Source organism: Arsenicicoccus piscis (assembly GCF_022568835.1).
Lineage (GTDB): Bacteria > Actinomycetota > Actinomycetes > Actinomycetales > Dermatophilaceae > Arsenicicoccus > Arsenicicoccus piscis.
This window is the reverse complement of the sequence record NZ_JAKZHV010000001.1, coordinates 408,932-422,888: the sequence shown is the minus strand read 5'-3', so window position 1 is coordinate 422,888 and position 13,957 is coordinate 408,932. Positions and strand designations below refer to the sequence as shown.

Genomic DNA, 13,957 nt, shown 5'->3' with positions numbered 1-13,957 from the left:
GGAACCGGCAGCCATGAGTGAGCTCGTCATCACCTCACCGTCGAACCCGCGCCTGCGGGCGCTCACCGCGCTGCGCCGGCGGCGGACCCGTGAGGAGACGGGCACGACGCTCCTCGAGGGCTACGAGGAGCTGTCGCTGGCGCTGTCGGCCGGGCTCCGCCCGATCACGCTCTACTACTGCCCCGAGCTGATGCTCGACCCGACTGCGCAGCTGGCCGTCGTGGACGACGTCGCCGCGAGCGGCACCGAGACCATCCGACTCGGTCGGGCGGCGTTCGAGAAGGTCGCCTACCGCGAGGGCCCGGACGGCTTCCTCGCTGTCGTGCGGACGAGGCAGATCGAGTGCGACGCGGTGCCGCTCGGCGAGCAGCCCTTCCTGTTGGTCTGCCAGGGCGTCGAGAAGCCGGGCAACCTCGGGGCCATGCTCCGCACGGCCGACGCCGCCGGTGTCGACGCGGTCCTCGCGATCGACCCGGTCACCGACTGGGGCAACCCCAACCTCGTGCGCGCCAGCAAGGGCACGGTCTTCTCGGTGCCGGTGGCGTCCGGCGCCACCACCGACTCGCTCGCCCGGATGAAGGCGCGCGGGGTCACCGTCGTCGCCGCCACACCGGACACCGACGTGGAGTACACCGACGTGGACTACACCGGTCCGGTCGCGATCTGCGTCGGCGCGGAGAAGGACGGGCTCACCGACGAGTTCCTCGAGGCGGCCGACGTGCGCGTGCGCATCCCGATGTCGGGCAAGGCCAACTCGCTCAACGTGGCCACCTCGGCCGCGCTGATCATCTACGAGGCCGTCCGGCAGCGGCGGGCAGCGAGGGCAGCTCCCCGTCCCTGAGGCGGATTCCTTGAGGTCCGTCACCCTGTGCCACCATGACGCCATGCGCGTTGATCATGTGTCCTATGCCGCGGAGCCCGACGGGTCCATCGCCACGGCCGACCGCCTCGGCGAGGCACTCGGTGTGCGGCCGGTCTACGGCGGGGTGCACCCGCGCTTCGGCACCCGCAACATGATCCTGCCCCTGGCCAAGCACCTCTACGTCGAGGTCGTCGAGGTGCTCGACCACCCGGCGTCGGACAAGGCGCCCTTCGGCCAGGCGGTGCGCCACCGCACCGAGGAGGGCGGCGGCTGGCTCGGCTGGGTCGTCGCGGTCGACGACCTCACCGGCCCCGAGGCCCGGCTCGGACGAGCGAGCGTGCCGGGCAACCGGACTCGCCCCGACGGCGTCGCCTACACCTGGCGCCAGATCGGCGTGAAGGGTCTGATCAACGACCCGCAGCTGCCCTACTTCGTGCAGTGGGACGAGGCCAGCCCGCACCCCTCCGACGACGCGCGCACGACCGTCACCATCACCGAGCTGCAGATCGCCGGCGACCCCGCGCGGGTGCTCGAGTGGCTCGGCCTGCCGCCGGACTTCGCGCCGGTCGAGATCGGCTTCGAGTTCGTCGCGCCGCACGGCGCCCCCGGGCTGCAGGGCGTCACCTTCGCGACGCCGGACGGCCCCGTCACGCTGTAGCGCGTTCGGGGGCCGTCGGTCGGGGCGTGGGTCGGCGAGTGGCTCAGCCGTCGCGCCGCGCAAACGCCTTGAGCCGCAGGCTGTTAAGCACCACGATGACGCTCGAGGCGGCCATCGCAGCGCCCGACACCATGGGGTTGAGGGCACCGAACACCGCGAGCGGGATGGCTACCAGGTTGTAGCCGAACGCCCACGCGAGGTTCTGCTTGATGATCCGCAGCGTGCGCCGGGACAGCCCGATGGCGTCCGCGACGGCCAGCAGGTCCGGGCGCACCAGGACGATGTCGGCCGAGTCGATCGCCACGTCCGTGCCCGTGCCCATCGCGAGGCCGAGGTCGGCCTGCGCGAGCGCGGCGGCGTCGTTGATGCCGTCGCCGACCATGGCCACGACCTTGCCCTGCTCCTCCAGCGCCCGGATCGCCGCGTGCTTGTCGGCGGGCAGCACGTCGGAGAGGACGTGCTGCGGGTCGATGCCCACCTGCTGCCCGACCGCGGCTGCGGTGCGGCTGTTGTCACCGGTGAGCAGGTAGGGCGTGAGGCCCAGCTCGCGGAACCGCGTGATCGCCTCGCGCGAGGTCGTGCGGACCTCGTCGGAGACCGTCAGGGCGGCGCGCGCCACCCCACCCCAGCCCACGTAGACCGTGGTGCCGGTCGAGTCCGCACCGGCCAGCTCGGCAGGCACGGAGTCGAACAGGGCCGCACGACCGACCGTGACCTCGGTGCCCTTGATGCTGGCGCGGGCGCCCGAGCCGGGCAGGTTGACGAAGTCGGTGAGCGGCCGCAGCTCGATGCCGCGACGCTGAGCGGCGTCCACGATGGCGAGGGCGATCGGGTGCTCGCTGCCCGCCTCGACGGAGGCCGCGGCCTGCAGCGCCGCCGTGCGGCAGTGAGCCGGCCCGCCGGGACCACGCTGGTGAGCGTGGCGGTGCCGGTCGTCAGGGTGCCGGTCTTGTCCAGGACGATGGTGTCGACCCGGCGGGTGCTCTCGAGGATCTCGGGGCCCTTGATCAGCACGCCGAGCTCGGCGCCGCGTCCGGTGCCGGCGAGCAGCGCGGTCGGGGTGGCGAGCCCGAGGGCGCACGGACAGGCGACGACGAGCACCGAGACCGCGGCGGACAGCGCCGCCGTGACGTCGTGCCCGGTGACGAGCCAGCCGATCAGGGTGAGCGCGGCGATGACGAGCACCGCGGGCACGAAGACCGCGCTGATCCGGTCGGCCAGGCGCTGCACCGGCGCCTTGCCGGTCTGGGCCGCCTCGACCAGCCGGGTGATCCCGGCGAGCGTGGTGTCGGCGCCGACGCGGGTGGCGCGCACGAGCAGCCGACCGTGGGTGTTGACCGTGCCGCCGGTCACCTCGTCGCCCGGACCGACCTCGACGGGCACGGACTCGCCGGTGACGAGCGAGCGGTCCAGAGCGCTACGGCCCTCGACGACGACCCCGTCGGTGGCGACCTTCTCGCCGGGTCGGACCACGAACACCTCACCGACCTGCAGCTGGTCCACCGGGATGCGGACCTCGTGCGTGGCGCGCGAGGTCGGGTCGATGCGCTGCACCGCCACGTCCTTCGCGCCGAGCTCGATCAGGCTGGTGAGGGCCGAGCGACCCGACGTGCGGGCGCGCTGCTCGGCCAGTCGACCGAGCAGCAGGAAGGTGATGACGACCGCGGCGACCTCGAAGTACAGGTGCCCGGTGAACCCGCCGAAGGTCGCGACGACCGACCACAGGTAGGCCGCCGAGACGCCGATCGACACGAGCGTGTCCATCGTCGAGGCGCCGTGCCGGGCGTTGATCGCGGCGGCGCGGTGGAACGGCCAGCCGGCCCAGACCGCGACCGGCGTGGTGAGGACGAGCTCGATCCACGGGCGCGACCCGCCGAGGGCGTGGTGGAACCACGGCACCATGGCGAGCAGCACGACGGGGATCGACAGCGCGACGGCGACCTGCGCGCGGGTCCGCAACGACGCTCGGCTCATCCAGGCGTCCGCGCGGGCCCAGGGGCTCGCGTCGTCGGGGAGCTGCACGGGCGCGGGGTCGCCGTGGTCGTGGGCGTCGTGCTCGTGCTCGTGGGCCGGCGCACCGGTGGCACCGGTGGCGCTCGCCCGGGCGGACGCCTGGCCGCCGAGGATCGTCGCGGTGTAGCCGGTCTGCTGGACCACCTTCACCAGGTCCTCGGGGGTGACGCCGCCGGGGAAGGTCACGTGCGCCTTCTCGGTGGCGAGGTTGACCGAGGCCTGCACGCCGTCGACCTTGTTGAGCTTGCGCTCGATCCGGGCCGAGCAGGAGGCGCAGGTCATCCCGCCGATGGCGAGGTCTACGGACTGGTCGGTGGTGCGGGTGCTGGTGCTCGGGGTCACAGGACCACCTGATAACCCGCCTCGTCGACCGCCTCGGCGAGGGTCTCGCTGGTGATGGGACCCTCGTGGTGCACGGTGACGGCGGTGTCGTGGTTGGGCACGACGTCCGCGACCTCGACGGAGGTGACGCCCTCGACAGCGCTCAGCTCGGTGGTGACCGCCTGGGCGCAGTGCCCGCAGGTCATGCCCTTGACGACCAGGACGGTGGTTTCGGCTGCCATGATGAACTCCCCTGCTAGACGGTAGAACTCGTGCTGGGTCTGGTGTGGGCGCTCAGGCTCGCACCAGGCGGGCGATCGCGGCGGACGCCTCGTGGACCTTCGCCTCGGCGGCCTCGTCGGACTCGCGTGCGGCCCCCACGACGCAGTGGCCGATGTGGTCCTCGAGCAGCCCGAGGCTGACGGCCTGCAGCGCCTTCGTGGCGGCGGCGACCTGGGTGAGGATGTCGATGCAGTAGACGTCCTCGTCGACCATGCGCCGGATGCCGCGCACCTGCCCCTCGATGCGGGCCAGCCGCTTGAGGTAGTCGTCCTTGGACTCGGAGTATCCGGCCATCTGCGCTCCTGACGATCGGTGCTGGTCTCGCTGGAACCAGCATACCCCCATGGGGTATTCCCTCAAGAGGCGCACCGGGGGCCGATGGGGCGGTCAGCCCAGCCCGGTGATCGCGCAGAAGTGGTCGTAGTGGTCACCGGTGTAGTACCACCGCGGCGGGTCCGTAACCGGGGTCCCGCCGGTGATGATGCGGCGCGCCCCGCGGTTGGAGGCCTTCGGCGTCTTGACGGTGTACTCGCGGTAGTAGCCGCGCTTGGCCTTCGGCAGGTGGCCCTCGTAGTTCCCGAACGTCACCCCGTCGTTGCGGGGGTAGGGGAACGGGCCGCCGGCCTTGACCAGGTCGATCGTGTCGCGCGCCTGCGCCGGGAGCGTGTCCACCGCGCAGGTCCGCACGCCCTCGGAGTCGGTAGAGCTCGTGGCGGCCCTGCTGGTCGTGGTGCCGGCCCCGCTGCCGGTCGTGGCACCGGAGCCGGGCGAGGGGGCTACCGCGCCACAGCCGGTGAGGGCCAGCCCCAGGGCGAGGGCCCCGACCAGGGGGTGCAGCCGGCGCGAGCTCACGTGGCGTCTCGCGGCCGACGCTGCGTGGCAGCGGTGCCGACCGTCTCGATGCGAAGACGCCCCGGCTCGCGCTCGGACGCCTCGTCGAGGATGTCCTGCAGGGTGGCCCAGCCCTTCGGGTCGTGCTCCTGGAGCACGTCGGCGTCCTCCCACAGCAGCGCGAGCCGCGGGTCGTGCGGCCACCAGTCGTCGAGGTCACGCAGCGAGTCGACCAGCGCGTCCAGGTTGGTGGCGGCGTTGCCGGGCAGGTGCAGGGCGGTGGCCACGGCCCGCTGCGCGGCGCGCAGGTCGGTGAGCTGCGCGCCGCGCACGGTGCGCACGGTGTAGCCCTGCTCGGCGAGACGGGCGCCGAGCACGGCGGCGGGGAGGACGACCTCTTGGCTGCCATGACGGTCTACAGCTTGGCGGTGGACTCGTCGGTGGTCTCGGTGACGGGCAGGCCGTTCTGCTTCGCGGTGCCGAGGAGGCTGCCGAGGATGACCTCGGCGCCCGCGACGGAACTCAAGTCACCGTGGGTGATCTGGTCCTTCATGGTGTTGACCTGGTTCTTCAGCTTGCCGAGCGGCTCACCGATCGTCTTGCACAGGGTCGGGTCGGCCTGGACGTTCTCGTAGGCGTTGTTGAGCAGCTTGACGTCCAACGCCGCGACGCCGACCGCCTTGGCGAGGGCGAGCGTGCGCCCGTCGGCGCCCTTGGTGAACTTGCCCTCCTGGTACGGCTTGTAGATCCACCGGTGGAAGGTGCCGGCCGCGAGACCGACGTCGGCGAGGAAGCGGGTCTTCGCGAACGACCGGGTGCTCTCGGTCGGGCAGGTCACGGCCGGGGCGGCCACGGTGCTGGCGCTGCCACCTGGGGTGGCGCCCGCGGTGGTGCCGCCAGTGGTGCTGGTCGTCGGGGTGGTGCCGCTGCCGGTGGTCCCACCGCCGCACCCGCTGAGCGCCAGCGTCGCGGCGAGCATCGGGGTGACGAGGGCGAGGGTCGAGCGCTTCATGGTGATCCCTTCGGACGGGTGGACGTGCGCACGTCGGACGTGCGGTCGGCGCGGCCGGTTCCCGGACGCCGCCCTGTCGATCATCCGTCGAGGTGGTCGACCAACCGGTCAGCGACACCGGTGTAGGTCTGCGGCGTGAGGGCGGCGAGGCGCTCCTCCACCTCGGCCGGCAGGCCGAGGCCGCGCACGAACTCCACCAGCTCGGCCTGGCCGATGCGCCGACCGCGGGTGAGCTCCTTGAGCCGCTCGTAGGGGTTCTCCATGCCGGCCACGCCCTGGGCGCCGAGCGCGCGCATCGCGGACTGGATCGGCTCGCCGAGCACCTCCCAGTTGGCGTCGAGGTCCGCGGCCATCGCGGCGGGCACGGCGTCGAGGCCGGCGAGCCCGCGCGAGGCGTTGTCCAGGGCGAGGATGCTGTGGCCGAACGCCGTGCCGATGTTGCGCTGCATCGACGAGTCGGTCAGGTCGCGCTGCAGCCGGCTCGTGACCAGCATCGACGCGAGCACGTCGAGCAGCGCGTTGGACACCTCGAGGTTGGCCTCGGCGTTCTCGAAGCGGATCGGGTTGACCTTGTGCGGCATCGTCGAGGAGCCGACCGTGCCCTGCCCGCGCACCTGGGCGAAGTACCCCATCGAGATGTAGGTCCATACGTCGGTGCAGAGGTTGTGCAGGATCCGGTTGAACCGGGCCACGTCGGCGTAGAGCTCGGCCTGCCAGTCGTGGCTCTCGATCTGGGTGGTGAGCGGGTTCCACACCAGGCCGAGGCTCTCGACGAAGCCGCGCGAGATGGCCGGCCAGTCCGCCTCCGGCACCGCCGCGAGGTGGGCGCCGAAGGTGCCGGTCGCGCCGTTCAGCTTGCCGAGGTACTCCTGGCCGTCGATGCGCCGCAGCTGGCGACCGAGGCGGTGCGCCGACACGGCCAGCTCCTTGCCCAGGGTCGTCGGCGTCGCCGGCTGGCCGTGGGTGTGCGCCAGCAGGGGCACCTCCCGCAGCTCGCGCGCCATCGCGGCCACCTGGTCTACGAGAGCCTGGGCCTTGGGCGCCCAGACCTGCTCGACCGCGCCCTTGACCATCAGGGCGTAGGACAGGTTGTTGATGTCCTCGCTGGTGCAGCAGAAGTGGATGAGCTCGGCGAGCCCCCGGTCCTCGTCGGCCGGGGCGATGCGCTGCAGGCGGCGCTTGAGGTAGTACTCGACCGCCTTGACGTCGTGCACCGTCTCGCGCTCGATCTCGGCGTGCTCGGCGATGTCGTCGGCGCCGAAGTCGGTGACTACCTGGCGCAGCTGCGCCTTCTCGTCGTCCGTCAGCGCGCGCACCCCCGGCACCACCTGGTGGTCGGTGAGGTAGATCAGCCACTCGACCTCGACGTGCACCCGCATCCGGTTGAGCGCCGGCTCGGACAGGTGGTCCACGAGCGCCGCGACGGCACCGCGGTAGCGGCCGTCGAGGGCCCCGAGGGCGATGGGCGGAGACACGTCAGCGAGGGAAGCCATGACCCCATTGTGTCAAGGGTCGTCCCCTCGGGCGTCCTGCGCTCACGAGGGGTCCGCGGCCGCCAGCCAGCACGCGTCAGGGCGCGATGCGGGACGCCAGGAAGTGCCGGGCGGCGGGGCCCTCACCGTCGATGTGCAGGACCGACCGGTCGAGCCGGTCCCAGAGCGCGAGGTAGATCTGCACCGCCGTGCCGGAGATCACGGCGGCGTCGTCGCCGTCGGCGGTGGGGGCGACGGAGTACTCGCCGCCGGCCATCTGGACGGTCCACCGCGAGCCGGTGTCGGTGGTGGTCAGCCGCAGCGGCAGCGGCAGGATGCCGGGGTCGGCGAGGACGAACCGGCCGAGCAGCACCTCGAGGAACTCCTCGATGCCGTCGTCGGCGACCTCGGGGTCGATCTCGGCGCCCTCGCCGATGATTCGCTGGCCGGCGAGACCCAGGTCGACCAGGTGGATGACCGTCTCGTGCAGCATCCGCCGGATCCAGAACGCCGTCGTGCGGTCGCCGGCGAAGAACGTCCACGCCGGCGCGTCGGCGGGGGTCTCGCGCAGCCGCTCGAGCAGCAGCTTGGCGGCCGTGTTGTAGCCCTCGACGAGGGTGGTCTCGTCGGTGTGCCCGGTGTGCGGGCGCTCGGGGCGCTGGGTCGTGCCGAGCGCGGCGACCGCCCACAGGTAGGCGTCCTGCAGGTGCAGCGCGAGGTCCTCGACGGTCCAGCCGGGGCACGAGGGCACCGGTGTCTCGGGGGCGAGCTGGGCGAGGTCGCTGCCGAAGCGGCTGGTGGCCTGGGCGAGGGCGGCGAGACGGGCGGCGTTGTCCATGGTCGCGATCCTAGGCGGGCCGACGCAGCGGCACTCAGTCGGGCAGGTCGACGGGAGCGATGACGGCGAAGGCCGCGCCCTGGGGGTCGGCGAGCACCGCGAACGGCCCCTCGGGGCTGCTCAGCGGGCCGGTGCGCACCTCGCCGCCGAGGTAGAGCGCCCGGTTGCAGGTCGTGGTGACGTTGTCGACGCGGAAGTAGGGCATCCAGTGCGGCGGCACGGACGCGTCGAACTCCGGCCCGATCGAGCCGAGGCCCCCGATGGTCCGCCCGCTGCGGGTGGTGATGGCGGAGAACGCCGGCTCGCCGTCGCCGGCGAGCTCCTCGAAGCGGTAGCCCACGAGCGAGCGGTAGAACTCCTGGCTGCCTTCGTAGTCGCGGGTCATCAGCTCGTGCCAGATCACCGACCCCGGCTCGGTCTCCGGCGCCGGACGGTCGAACGAGCTGTCGTCCTCGAACAGGCCGAACGTGACCCCGCCCGGGTCGGTGCCGAACGCGAACCGGCCCTCGCCGAGGCTGATCGGCGTGACGGCCACCTCGGCGTCGCCCGCCTGCGCGCGCAGCAGGGCGGCGACGATGTCCGGCGTCTGCAGGTAGATCATCCAGCCGCGAAAGTCCGGGATCTCCGCGACGGCCGGCCCGATCCCCGCGACCGGGACGCCGTTCAGGGTGGCGAAGCTGTGGCCGAGGTCGGCGCGGACGGACGGGACGAAGTCCCACCCGAACAGCCGGTCGTAGAAGTCGCGGGCGCCGGCTGCGTCGTTGGCGACCAGCTCGGCCCAGCAGGGTTGGCCCTCGGTCAGGGCGTGGCGGGACGAGGTCAACTCGGCTCCTTGCTGAGGCCGGGCCAAGGGTCGACCCGGCGGCGTGCGTGATGGCAGGTCTTCGGTCGTGCTGAGCCAGTCCAGCGAATCATGCCGAGCGTTTCCTGTCAGGTGCACGCACCGACCGACCGGCTCGGATCACCTGGCTGGCTGACCAGCAGCCGGCCCGCCCGGTCCCGTCACGGCGTCGCGGACGTGGTCGACGATCCCGTCGGCCGCACGTTCTACCTCGGACAACGTGCGGGCGAAGTCCGCAGGACCCCCGTAGTAGGGGTCGTCGACCTCGAGCGTCCCCGCCGCGACGGCGTCCGGGTCGAAGGCGCGCAGCAGCTGGACCTTGGCGCGGTCCTCCTCGGATCCGGCGAGCCGGCGCAGCTGGCGCTCGTGGCCGCGGTCGGCGGCCAGCACGAGGTCCGTCTGCTCGAACCACCCCGGCTCGAACTGGCGGGCGCGATGGCTGTTGCCGTCGTAGCCCCCGGTGGTCAGGGCGGCGAGCGCGCGGTGGTCGGCCTGGTCGCCGACGTGCCAGGCGCCGGTGCCGGCGGAGTCGACCTGCACCGTGTCGCCGAGCCCGGCTTCCTCGAGCCGGCGCCGCAGCACGATCTCGGCGATGGGGGAGCGGCAGATGTTGCCGGAGCACACCACGGTGATCCGGTAGAGCGGGTGGTTCCGTTCGCGGGACATGCCCTCATCCTGCGCTCACGGGCCTCGCGGGGGCGAATGGGCACCCGGTCCCCCGGAGACGGGTGTCGTGACGGTAACGGTGTGCAAAGGTGATCGAGAACCTCTGGTGTCGACAGGATTCCTGTGTTTTCCTAGTGGTGAGTCATCTGACGAACAGTCGTTCGCACAACGAACATCGGTCACGAAGGAGTGCCATGTCCAGCTCAGCCACGCCGTCCCAGGTGCAGGGCATGTCCCGCACCCCGCTCGGGGCGCTCCACTGGGTGCCCACCCTCTGCTGGGCCGCCATCTTGATGGACGGCTACGACGCGGTCGTGCTCGGCACCGTGATCCCGAGCCTGCTCAAGGCCAAGGAGTGGGGCATCACCACGGCGGGCGCGACGACCGTGGCCACGCTCGGTCTGGTCGGCATGGTCGTCGGTGGCCTCGGCCTCGGCTTCCTCACCGACAAGCTCGGCCGCCGCAAGGTGCTGATGGCGTGCGTCTCGGCGTTCTCGCTGTTCACCTTCGCCGCGGCCTTCGCCCCCAACCTGTTCATGTTCGGGCTGCTGCGCTTCCTCGCCGGCGTCGGCCTCGGCGGCTGCCTGCCGACGGCCATCGCGATGGTGGGCGAGTTCGCGCACCGCGACAAGACCAGCCACGCGACGACCCGAGTCATGACGGGCTACCACGTGGGCGCCGTGCTGACCTCCGCGCTCGCGATCGTGCTGATCTCCCGGTTCGGCTGGCACGCCATGTTCATCTCGGCCATCGTCCCGGCGCTCATCGTCGTCCCGCTGATGATGAAGTTCCTCCCCGAGTCCCCGTCCTACCTCGAGAGCGTCGGTCGCCACGAGGAGGCCGAGGTCGTCGCGCGACACTACGGGCTGCACGTCGAGAAGCCGGTCGAGGAGGTCCGCGAGTTCTCCGACATGGCGCCCACCCACCCGACGACCGACAAGAAGGGCCTCGGGCTGGTCATGTCCGGGCCGTACGCCCGCAACACCCTCGCCATCTTCGTCGCCTCGTTCATGGGCCTGCTGCTCGTCTACGGCCTCAACACCTGGCTGCCGCAGATCATGCAGAAGGCCAAGTACGACCTCGGCAACTCCCTCGGCATGCTGCTCATGCTCAACATCGGCGCCATCGCCGGCCTGTTCGTCGGTGGTCGGATCGGCGACCGGCTGACCCCGCGCATCACGGCCGTCGGGTGGTTCCTCGCCGCGGCCTGCTTCCTCGCGGCGCTCACGATCAAGCTCCCGCTCGCCGGCATGTACGCGATGATCTTCCTCACCGGCTTCTTCGTGTTCAGCTCGCAGGTCCTGGTCTACGCGTTCACCTCGGCCAACTACCCGCCCGCCGTCCGCGCGACCGCGCTCGGCATGTCGGCCGGCGTGGGACGTCTCGGCGGCATCGCCGGCCCGCTGCTCGGCGGCCTGCTGCTCGACCGCGGGCTCGCCTACCCCCAGGGCTTCTTCATCTTCGCCGCGGTCGGTCTGATCGGTGCGATCGCGATGGCCCTCACGAAGACGCTGCGGGTCTCGGTCGGCCGCTGACGGCCCCCGGGCGGCGGGGTGGTTTGACACTCCTGATACGGCAGGGAACGCTCTTCGCATGAGCACTCAGCCAGCCGGGTCGGCCGCACCGCAGATGTCCGACGAGTCGAACCCTAGATTCGCGTCCTACGGTCCCGAGCTCCCGGTCACCTCGCCCCTCGCCCTGGGGCCCGTCGTCTCCCCGCCCCACACCGTGGAGGGATTCGTCAAGGAGTTCCTGCACGAGCTCAACTACGGGCAGGGGGTGGCCCTGTCCCGCTCGTCGGTCAACGACCAGTACCTCGCGTCGGCGCGCGCAGTCCGCAGCTACCTCATGGCGCAGTGGCTGGAGACCCAGCGGCGTCAGCGCGAGACCCAGGCCAAGTCGGTGGCCTACCTGTCGGCCGAGTACCTCCTCGGCCGACAGTTCGACAACGCGCTGCTCGCGACCGGCCTCACCGACACCGTCGAGAAGGGGCTCGCCGCGTGCGGCATCGACATCGACGTCGTGCGCGCCCAGGAGATCGAGCCCGGCCTCGGCAACGGCGGCCTCGGTCGCCTCGCGGCCTGCTTCGTCGACTCGCTGGCGTCGATGAACGTGTCCGCGATCGGCTACGGCATCCGCTACGAGTTCGGCATCTTCCGCCAGACCTTCGTCGACGGGCGTCAGGTCGAGCAGCCGGACACCTGGCTGGACCTCGGCAGCCCGTGGGAGGTCGCCCACCCGGAGAACTCCGTGCAGGTCGGCTTCGGTGGTCGCACCGAGACCTACACCGACGACGACGGCGTAGAGCGCACCCGCTGGATCCCGGACTCGAACGTCAAGGGCATCCCGCACAACTACCTCGTGCCCGGCTACCAGAACGGCCGGGTCAACACGCTGCGGCTGTGGAGCGCGGTGGCCACGCAGTCCTTCGACCTCGCCATCTTCAACTCCGGCGACTACACCGCAGCGGTGCGCGCCCAGACCTTCGCCGAGAACATCTCCAAGGTGCTCTACCCGGAGGACTCGACGCCGCAGGGCCGCGAGCTGCGCCTGCAGCAGCAGTACTTCTTCGTCGCCTGCTCGATCAGCGACTTCCTCAACTACGTGCTGCCGGCGGACTTCGACATCACCAAGCTGCCCGAGCGGATCATCTTCCAGCTCAACGACACTCACCCGGTCATCGCCATCCCCGAGCTGATGCGCGTGCTGGTCGACGACCGCGGGATGGCGTGGGACGAGGCCTGGGCGATCACCCAGCAGTGCTTCGCCTACACCTGTCACACGTTGCTGCCCGAGGCGCTCGAGGTCTGGCCCACCGAGCTGCTCGGCAAGCTGCTGCCGCGCCACCTCGAGATCATCTACCGCATCAACGACGAGTTCCTCGCCGAGGTCCGCAAGACCTTCCCCGGCGACGAGCTCAAGGCGCGCAACATGTCGATCATCGCGGAGTACCCGGAGCGGTCGGTCCGCATGGCCTACCTCGCGACGGTCGCCGGCGCGAAGGTCAACGGCGTCGCCGAGCTGCACTCCCAGCTGCTGCGCGACAAGGTGCTGCCCGACTTCTCGGCCATGTGGCCGGAGAAGTTCACCAACGTCACCAACGGGGTCACGCCGCGGCGCTTCATCAAGCTCGCCAACCCGCTGCTGTCGACGCTGATCACCGACACCATCGGCGTCGGCTGGCTGAACGACCTCGAGCGGCTGCGCGAGCTCGAGCCCTACGCGGAGGACCCCGAGTTCCGCGCGTCCTTCCGCGAGGTCAAGGCCGCAAACAAGGTGCGTCTGCGGGCGCTGCTCGAGCAGCGCGACGGCCTGGTCCTGCCCGAGGACGCCATGCTCGACGTGATGGTCAAGCGGCTGCACGAGTACAAGCGGCAGCTGCTCAAGGTGCTGCACATCGTCGCGCTCTACGACCTGGTCGTGTCGGGGCAGGCGAAGATCGAGGACATCACCCCGCGCACCTTCGTCTTCGGCGCCAAGGCCGCGCCGGGCTACCGGATGGCCAAGGAGATCATCCACCTGATCAACCGGGTGGCCGAGACCGTCAACAACGACCCGCGCGTCGACGGTCGGCTCGCGGTCGCCTTCCCGCCCAACTACAACGTCACGCTGGCCGAGACGCTGATCCCGGCCGCCGACCTGTCCGAGCAGATCTCGCTCGCGGGCAAGGAGGCCTCGGGCACGGGCAACATGAAGTTCGCCCTCAACGGCGCGCTCACCATCGGCACCGACGACGGTGCCAACGTCGAGATCCGCCAGCTGGTCGGCGACGACAACTTCTTCCTCTTCGGGCTGTCCGAGCCGCAGGTGGAGGAGCTGCAGGCCAAGGGCTACCGGCCGTCGGCGTTCTACGAGAGCAACGAGTCGCTGCGTCGGGCCATCGACCTCATCGCGAGCGGTGCCTTCACCGGTGGCGACCGGGAGGCCGTGGGCCCGATCGTCGGCGACCTGCTCTACAACGACCGGTTCATGGTGCTCGCGGACTACCAGTCCTACATCGAGGCCCAGGAGCGGGTCGACGAGCGCTACGCCGACCCGGACGCCTGGTCGCGCTCGGCGATCCTCAACGTCGCCCGGAGCGGGTTCTTCTCCTCCGACCGGGCGATGACGGACTACATGGACCGCATCTGGCACGTGTCGCCGCGCCGGTGATGGCGCAGC

13 protein-coding genes and 1 pseudogene are annotated in these 13,957 nt (G+C 71.2%); 4 read left to right on the top strand and 10 right to left on the bottom strand.

Annotation, left to right across the window (positions count from 1 at the left end; genetic code table 11):
• Window positions 1-13: 13 nt before the first annotated feature.
• Complete coding sequence (locus tag MM440_RS01935) at window positions 14-841, top strand: TrmH family RNA methyltransferase (protein WP_241441502.1); 828 nt, start codon at window positions 14-16, stop codon at window positions 839-841.
• A gap of 43 nt (window positions 842-884) precedes the next feature.
• Entirely contained in the window at window positions 885-1,520 is a 636-nt protein-coding gene (locus MM440_RS01930) for a VOC family protein (RefSeq protein WP_241441501.1), read from the top strand.
• A gap of 43 nt (window positions 1,521-1,563) precedes the next feature.
• On the opposite strand, the pseudogene MM440_RS01925 reads toward MM440_RS01930, so the two are convergent.
• From MM440_RS01925 to MM440_RS01880, 10 genes and pseudogenes are all read right to left on the bottom strand, one after another.
• Window positions 1,564-3,815: pseudogene (locus tag MM440_RS01925) on the bottom strand (heavy metal translocating P-type ATPase).
• A 56-nt stretch (window positions 3,816-3,871) separates the two neighbouring features.
• Complete coding sequence (locus MM440_RS01920; protein ID WP_241441500.1) at window positions 3,872-4,096, bottom strand: heavy-metal-associated domain-containing protein; 225 nt, start codon at window positions 4,094-4,096, stop codon at window positions 3,872-3,874.
• 52 nt (window positions 4,097-4,148) lie between these two features.
• Window positions 4,149-4,430 (bottom strand): metal-sensitive transcriptional regulator, encoded by a 282-nt coding sequence (locus MM440_RS01915; RefSeq protein ID WP_241441499.1) that lies wholly within the window; start codon window positions 4,428-4,430, stop codon window positions 4,149-4,151.
• 93 nt (window positions 4,431-4,523) lie between these two features.
• Window positions 4,524-4,988 carry a guanyl-specific ribonuclease gene (locus MM440_RS01910; RefSeq protein WP_338155589.1) on the bottom strand — a complete coding sequence of 155 codons (465 nt, stop codon included), beginning with the start codon at window positions 4,986-4,988 and terminating at the stop codon, window positions 4,524-4,526.
• The gene (locus MM440_RS01905; RefSeq protein ID WP_241441498.1) at window positions 4,985-5,344 is read right to left on the bottom strand and encodes a barstar family protein; all 360 of its coding nucleotides are present in this window, start codon (window positions 5,342-5,344) and stop codon (window positions 4,985-4,987) included. The genes MM440_RS01910 and MM440_RS01905 overlap by 4 nt, the downstream gene beginning before the upstream one ends.
• 38 nt (window positions 5,345-5,382) lie before the next feature.
• A complete protein-coding gene (locus tag MM440_RS01900; protein WP_241441497.1) occupies window positions 5,383-5,979 on the bottom strand; it encodes a hypothetical protein in 597 nt (198 codons plus the stop codon).
• Between the two features lie 80 nt (window positions 5,980-6,059).
• Window positions 6,060-7,472 (bottom strand): adenylosuccinate lyase, encoded by a 1,413-nt coding sequence (gene purB / locus MM440_RS01895; protein WP_241441496.1) that lies wholly within the window; start codon window positions 7,470-7,472, stop codon window positions 6,060-6,062.
• A 76-nt stretch (window positions 7,473-7,548) separates the two neighbouring features.
• On the bottom strand, window positions 7,549-8,289 hold the full coding sequence (locus MM440_RS01890) for a maleylpyruvate isomerase family mycothiol-dependent enzyme (protein WP_241441495.1): 741 nt from the start codon (window positions 8,287-8,289) through the stop codon (window positions 7,549-7,551).
• 34 nt (window positions 8,290-8,323) lie between these two features.
• Window positions 8,324-9,112, bottom strand: a complete 789-nt coding sequence (locus tag MM440_RS01885) for a VOC family protein (protein ID WP_241441494.1) — start codon at window positions 9,110-9,112, stop codon at window positions 8,324-8,326.
• A 138-nt stretch (window positions 9,113-9,250) separates the two neighbouring features.
• A complete protein-coding gene (locus MM440_RS01880) occupies window positions 9,251-9,796 on the bottom strand; it encodes a low molecular weight protein-tyrosine-phosphatase (protein WP_241441493.1) in 546 nt (181 codons plus the stop codon).
• A 194-nt stretch (window positions 9,797-9,990) separates the two neighbouring features.
• On the opposite strand from MM440_RS01880, the gene MM440_RS01875 reads away from it, so the two are divergent.
• Both MM440_RS01875 and MM440_RS01870 read left to right on the top strand, forming a co-directional pair.
• Window positions 9,991-11,331: an MFS transporter gene (locus tag MM440_RS01875; RefSeq protein WP_241441492.1), complete on the top strand. Its 1,341-nt coding sequence runs from the start codon at window positions 9,991-9,993 to the stop codon at window positions 11,329-11,331.
• A gap of 58 nt (window positions 11,332-11,389) precedes the next feature.
• On the top strand, window positions 11,390-13,948 hold the full coding sequence (locus tag MM440_RS01870; RefSeq protein ID WP_420914118.1) for a glycogen/starch/alpha-glucan phosphorylase: 2,559 nt from the start codon (window positions 11,390-11,392) through the stop codon (window positions 13,946-13,948).
• Window positions 13,949-13,957 lie beyond the last annotated feature (9 nt).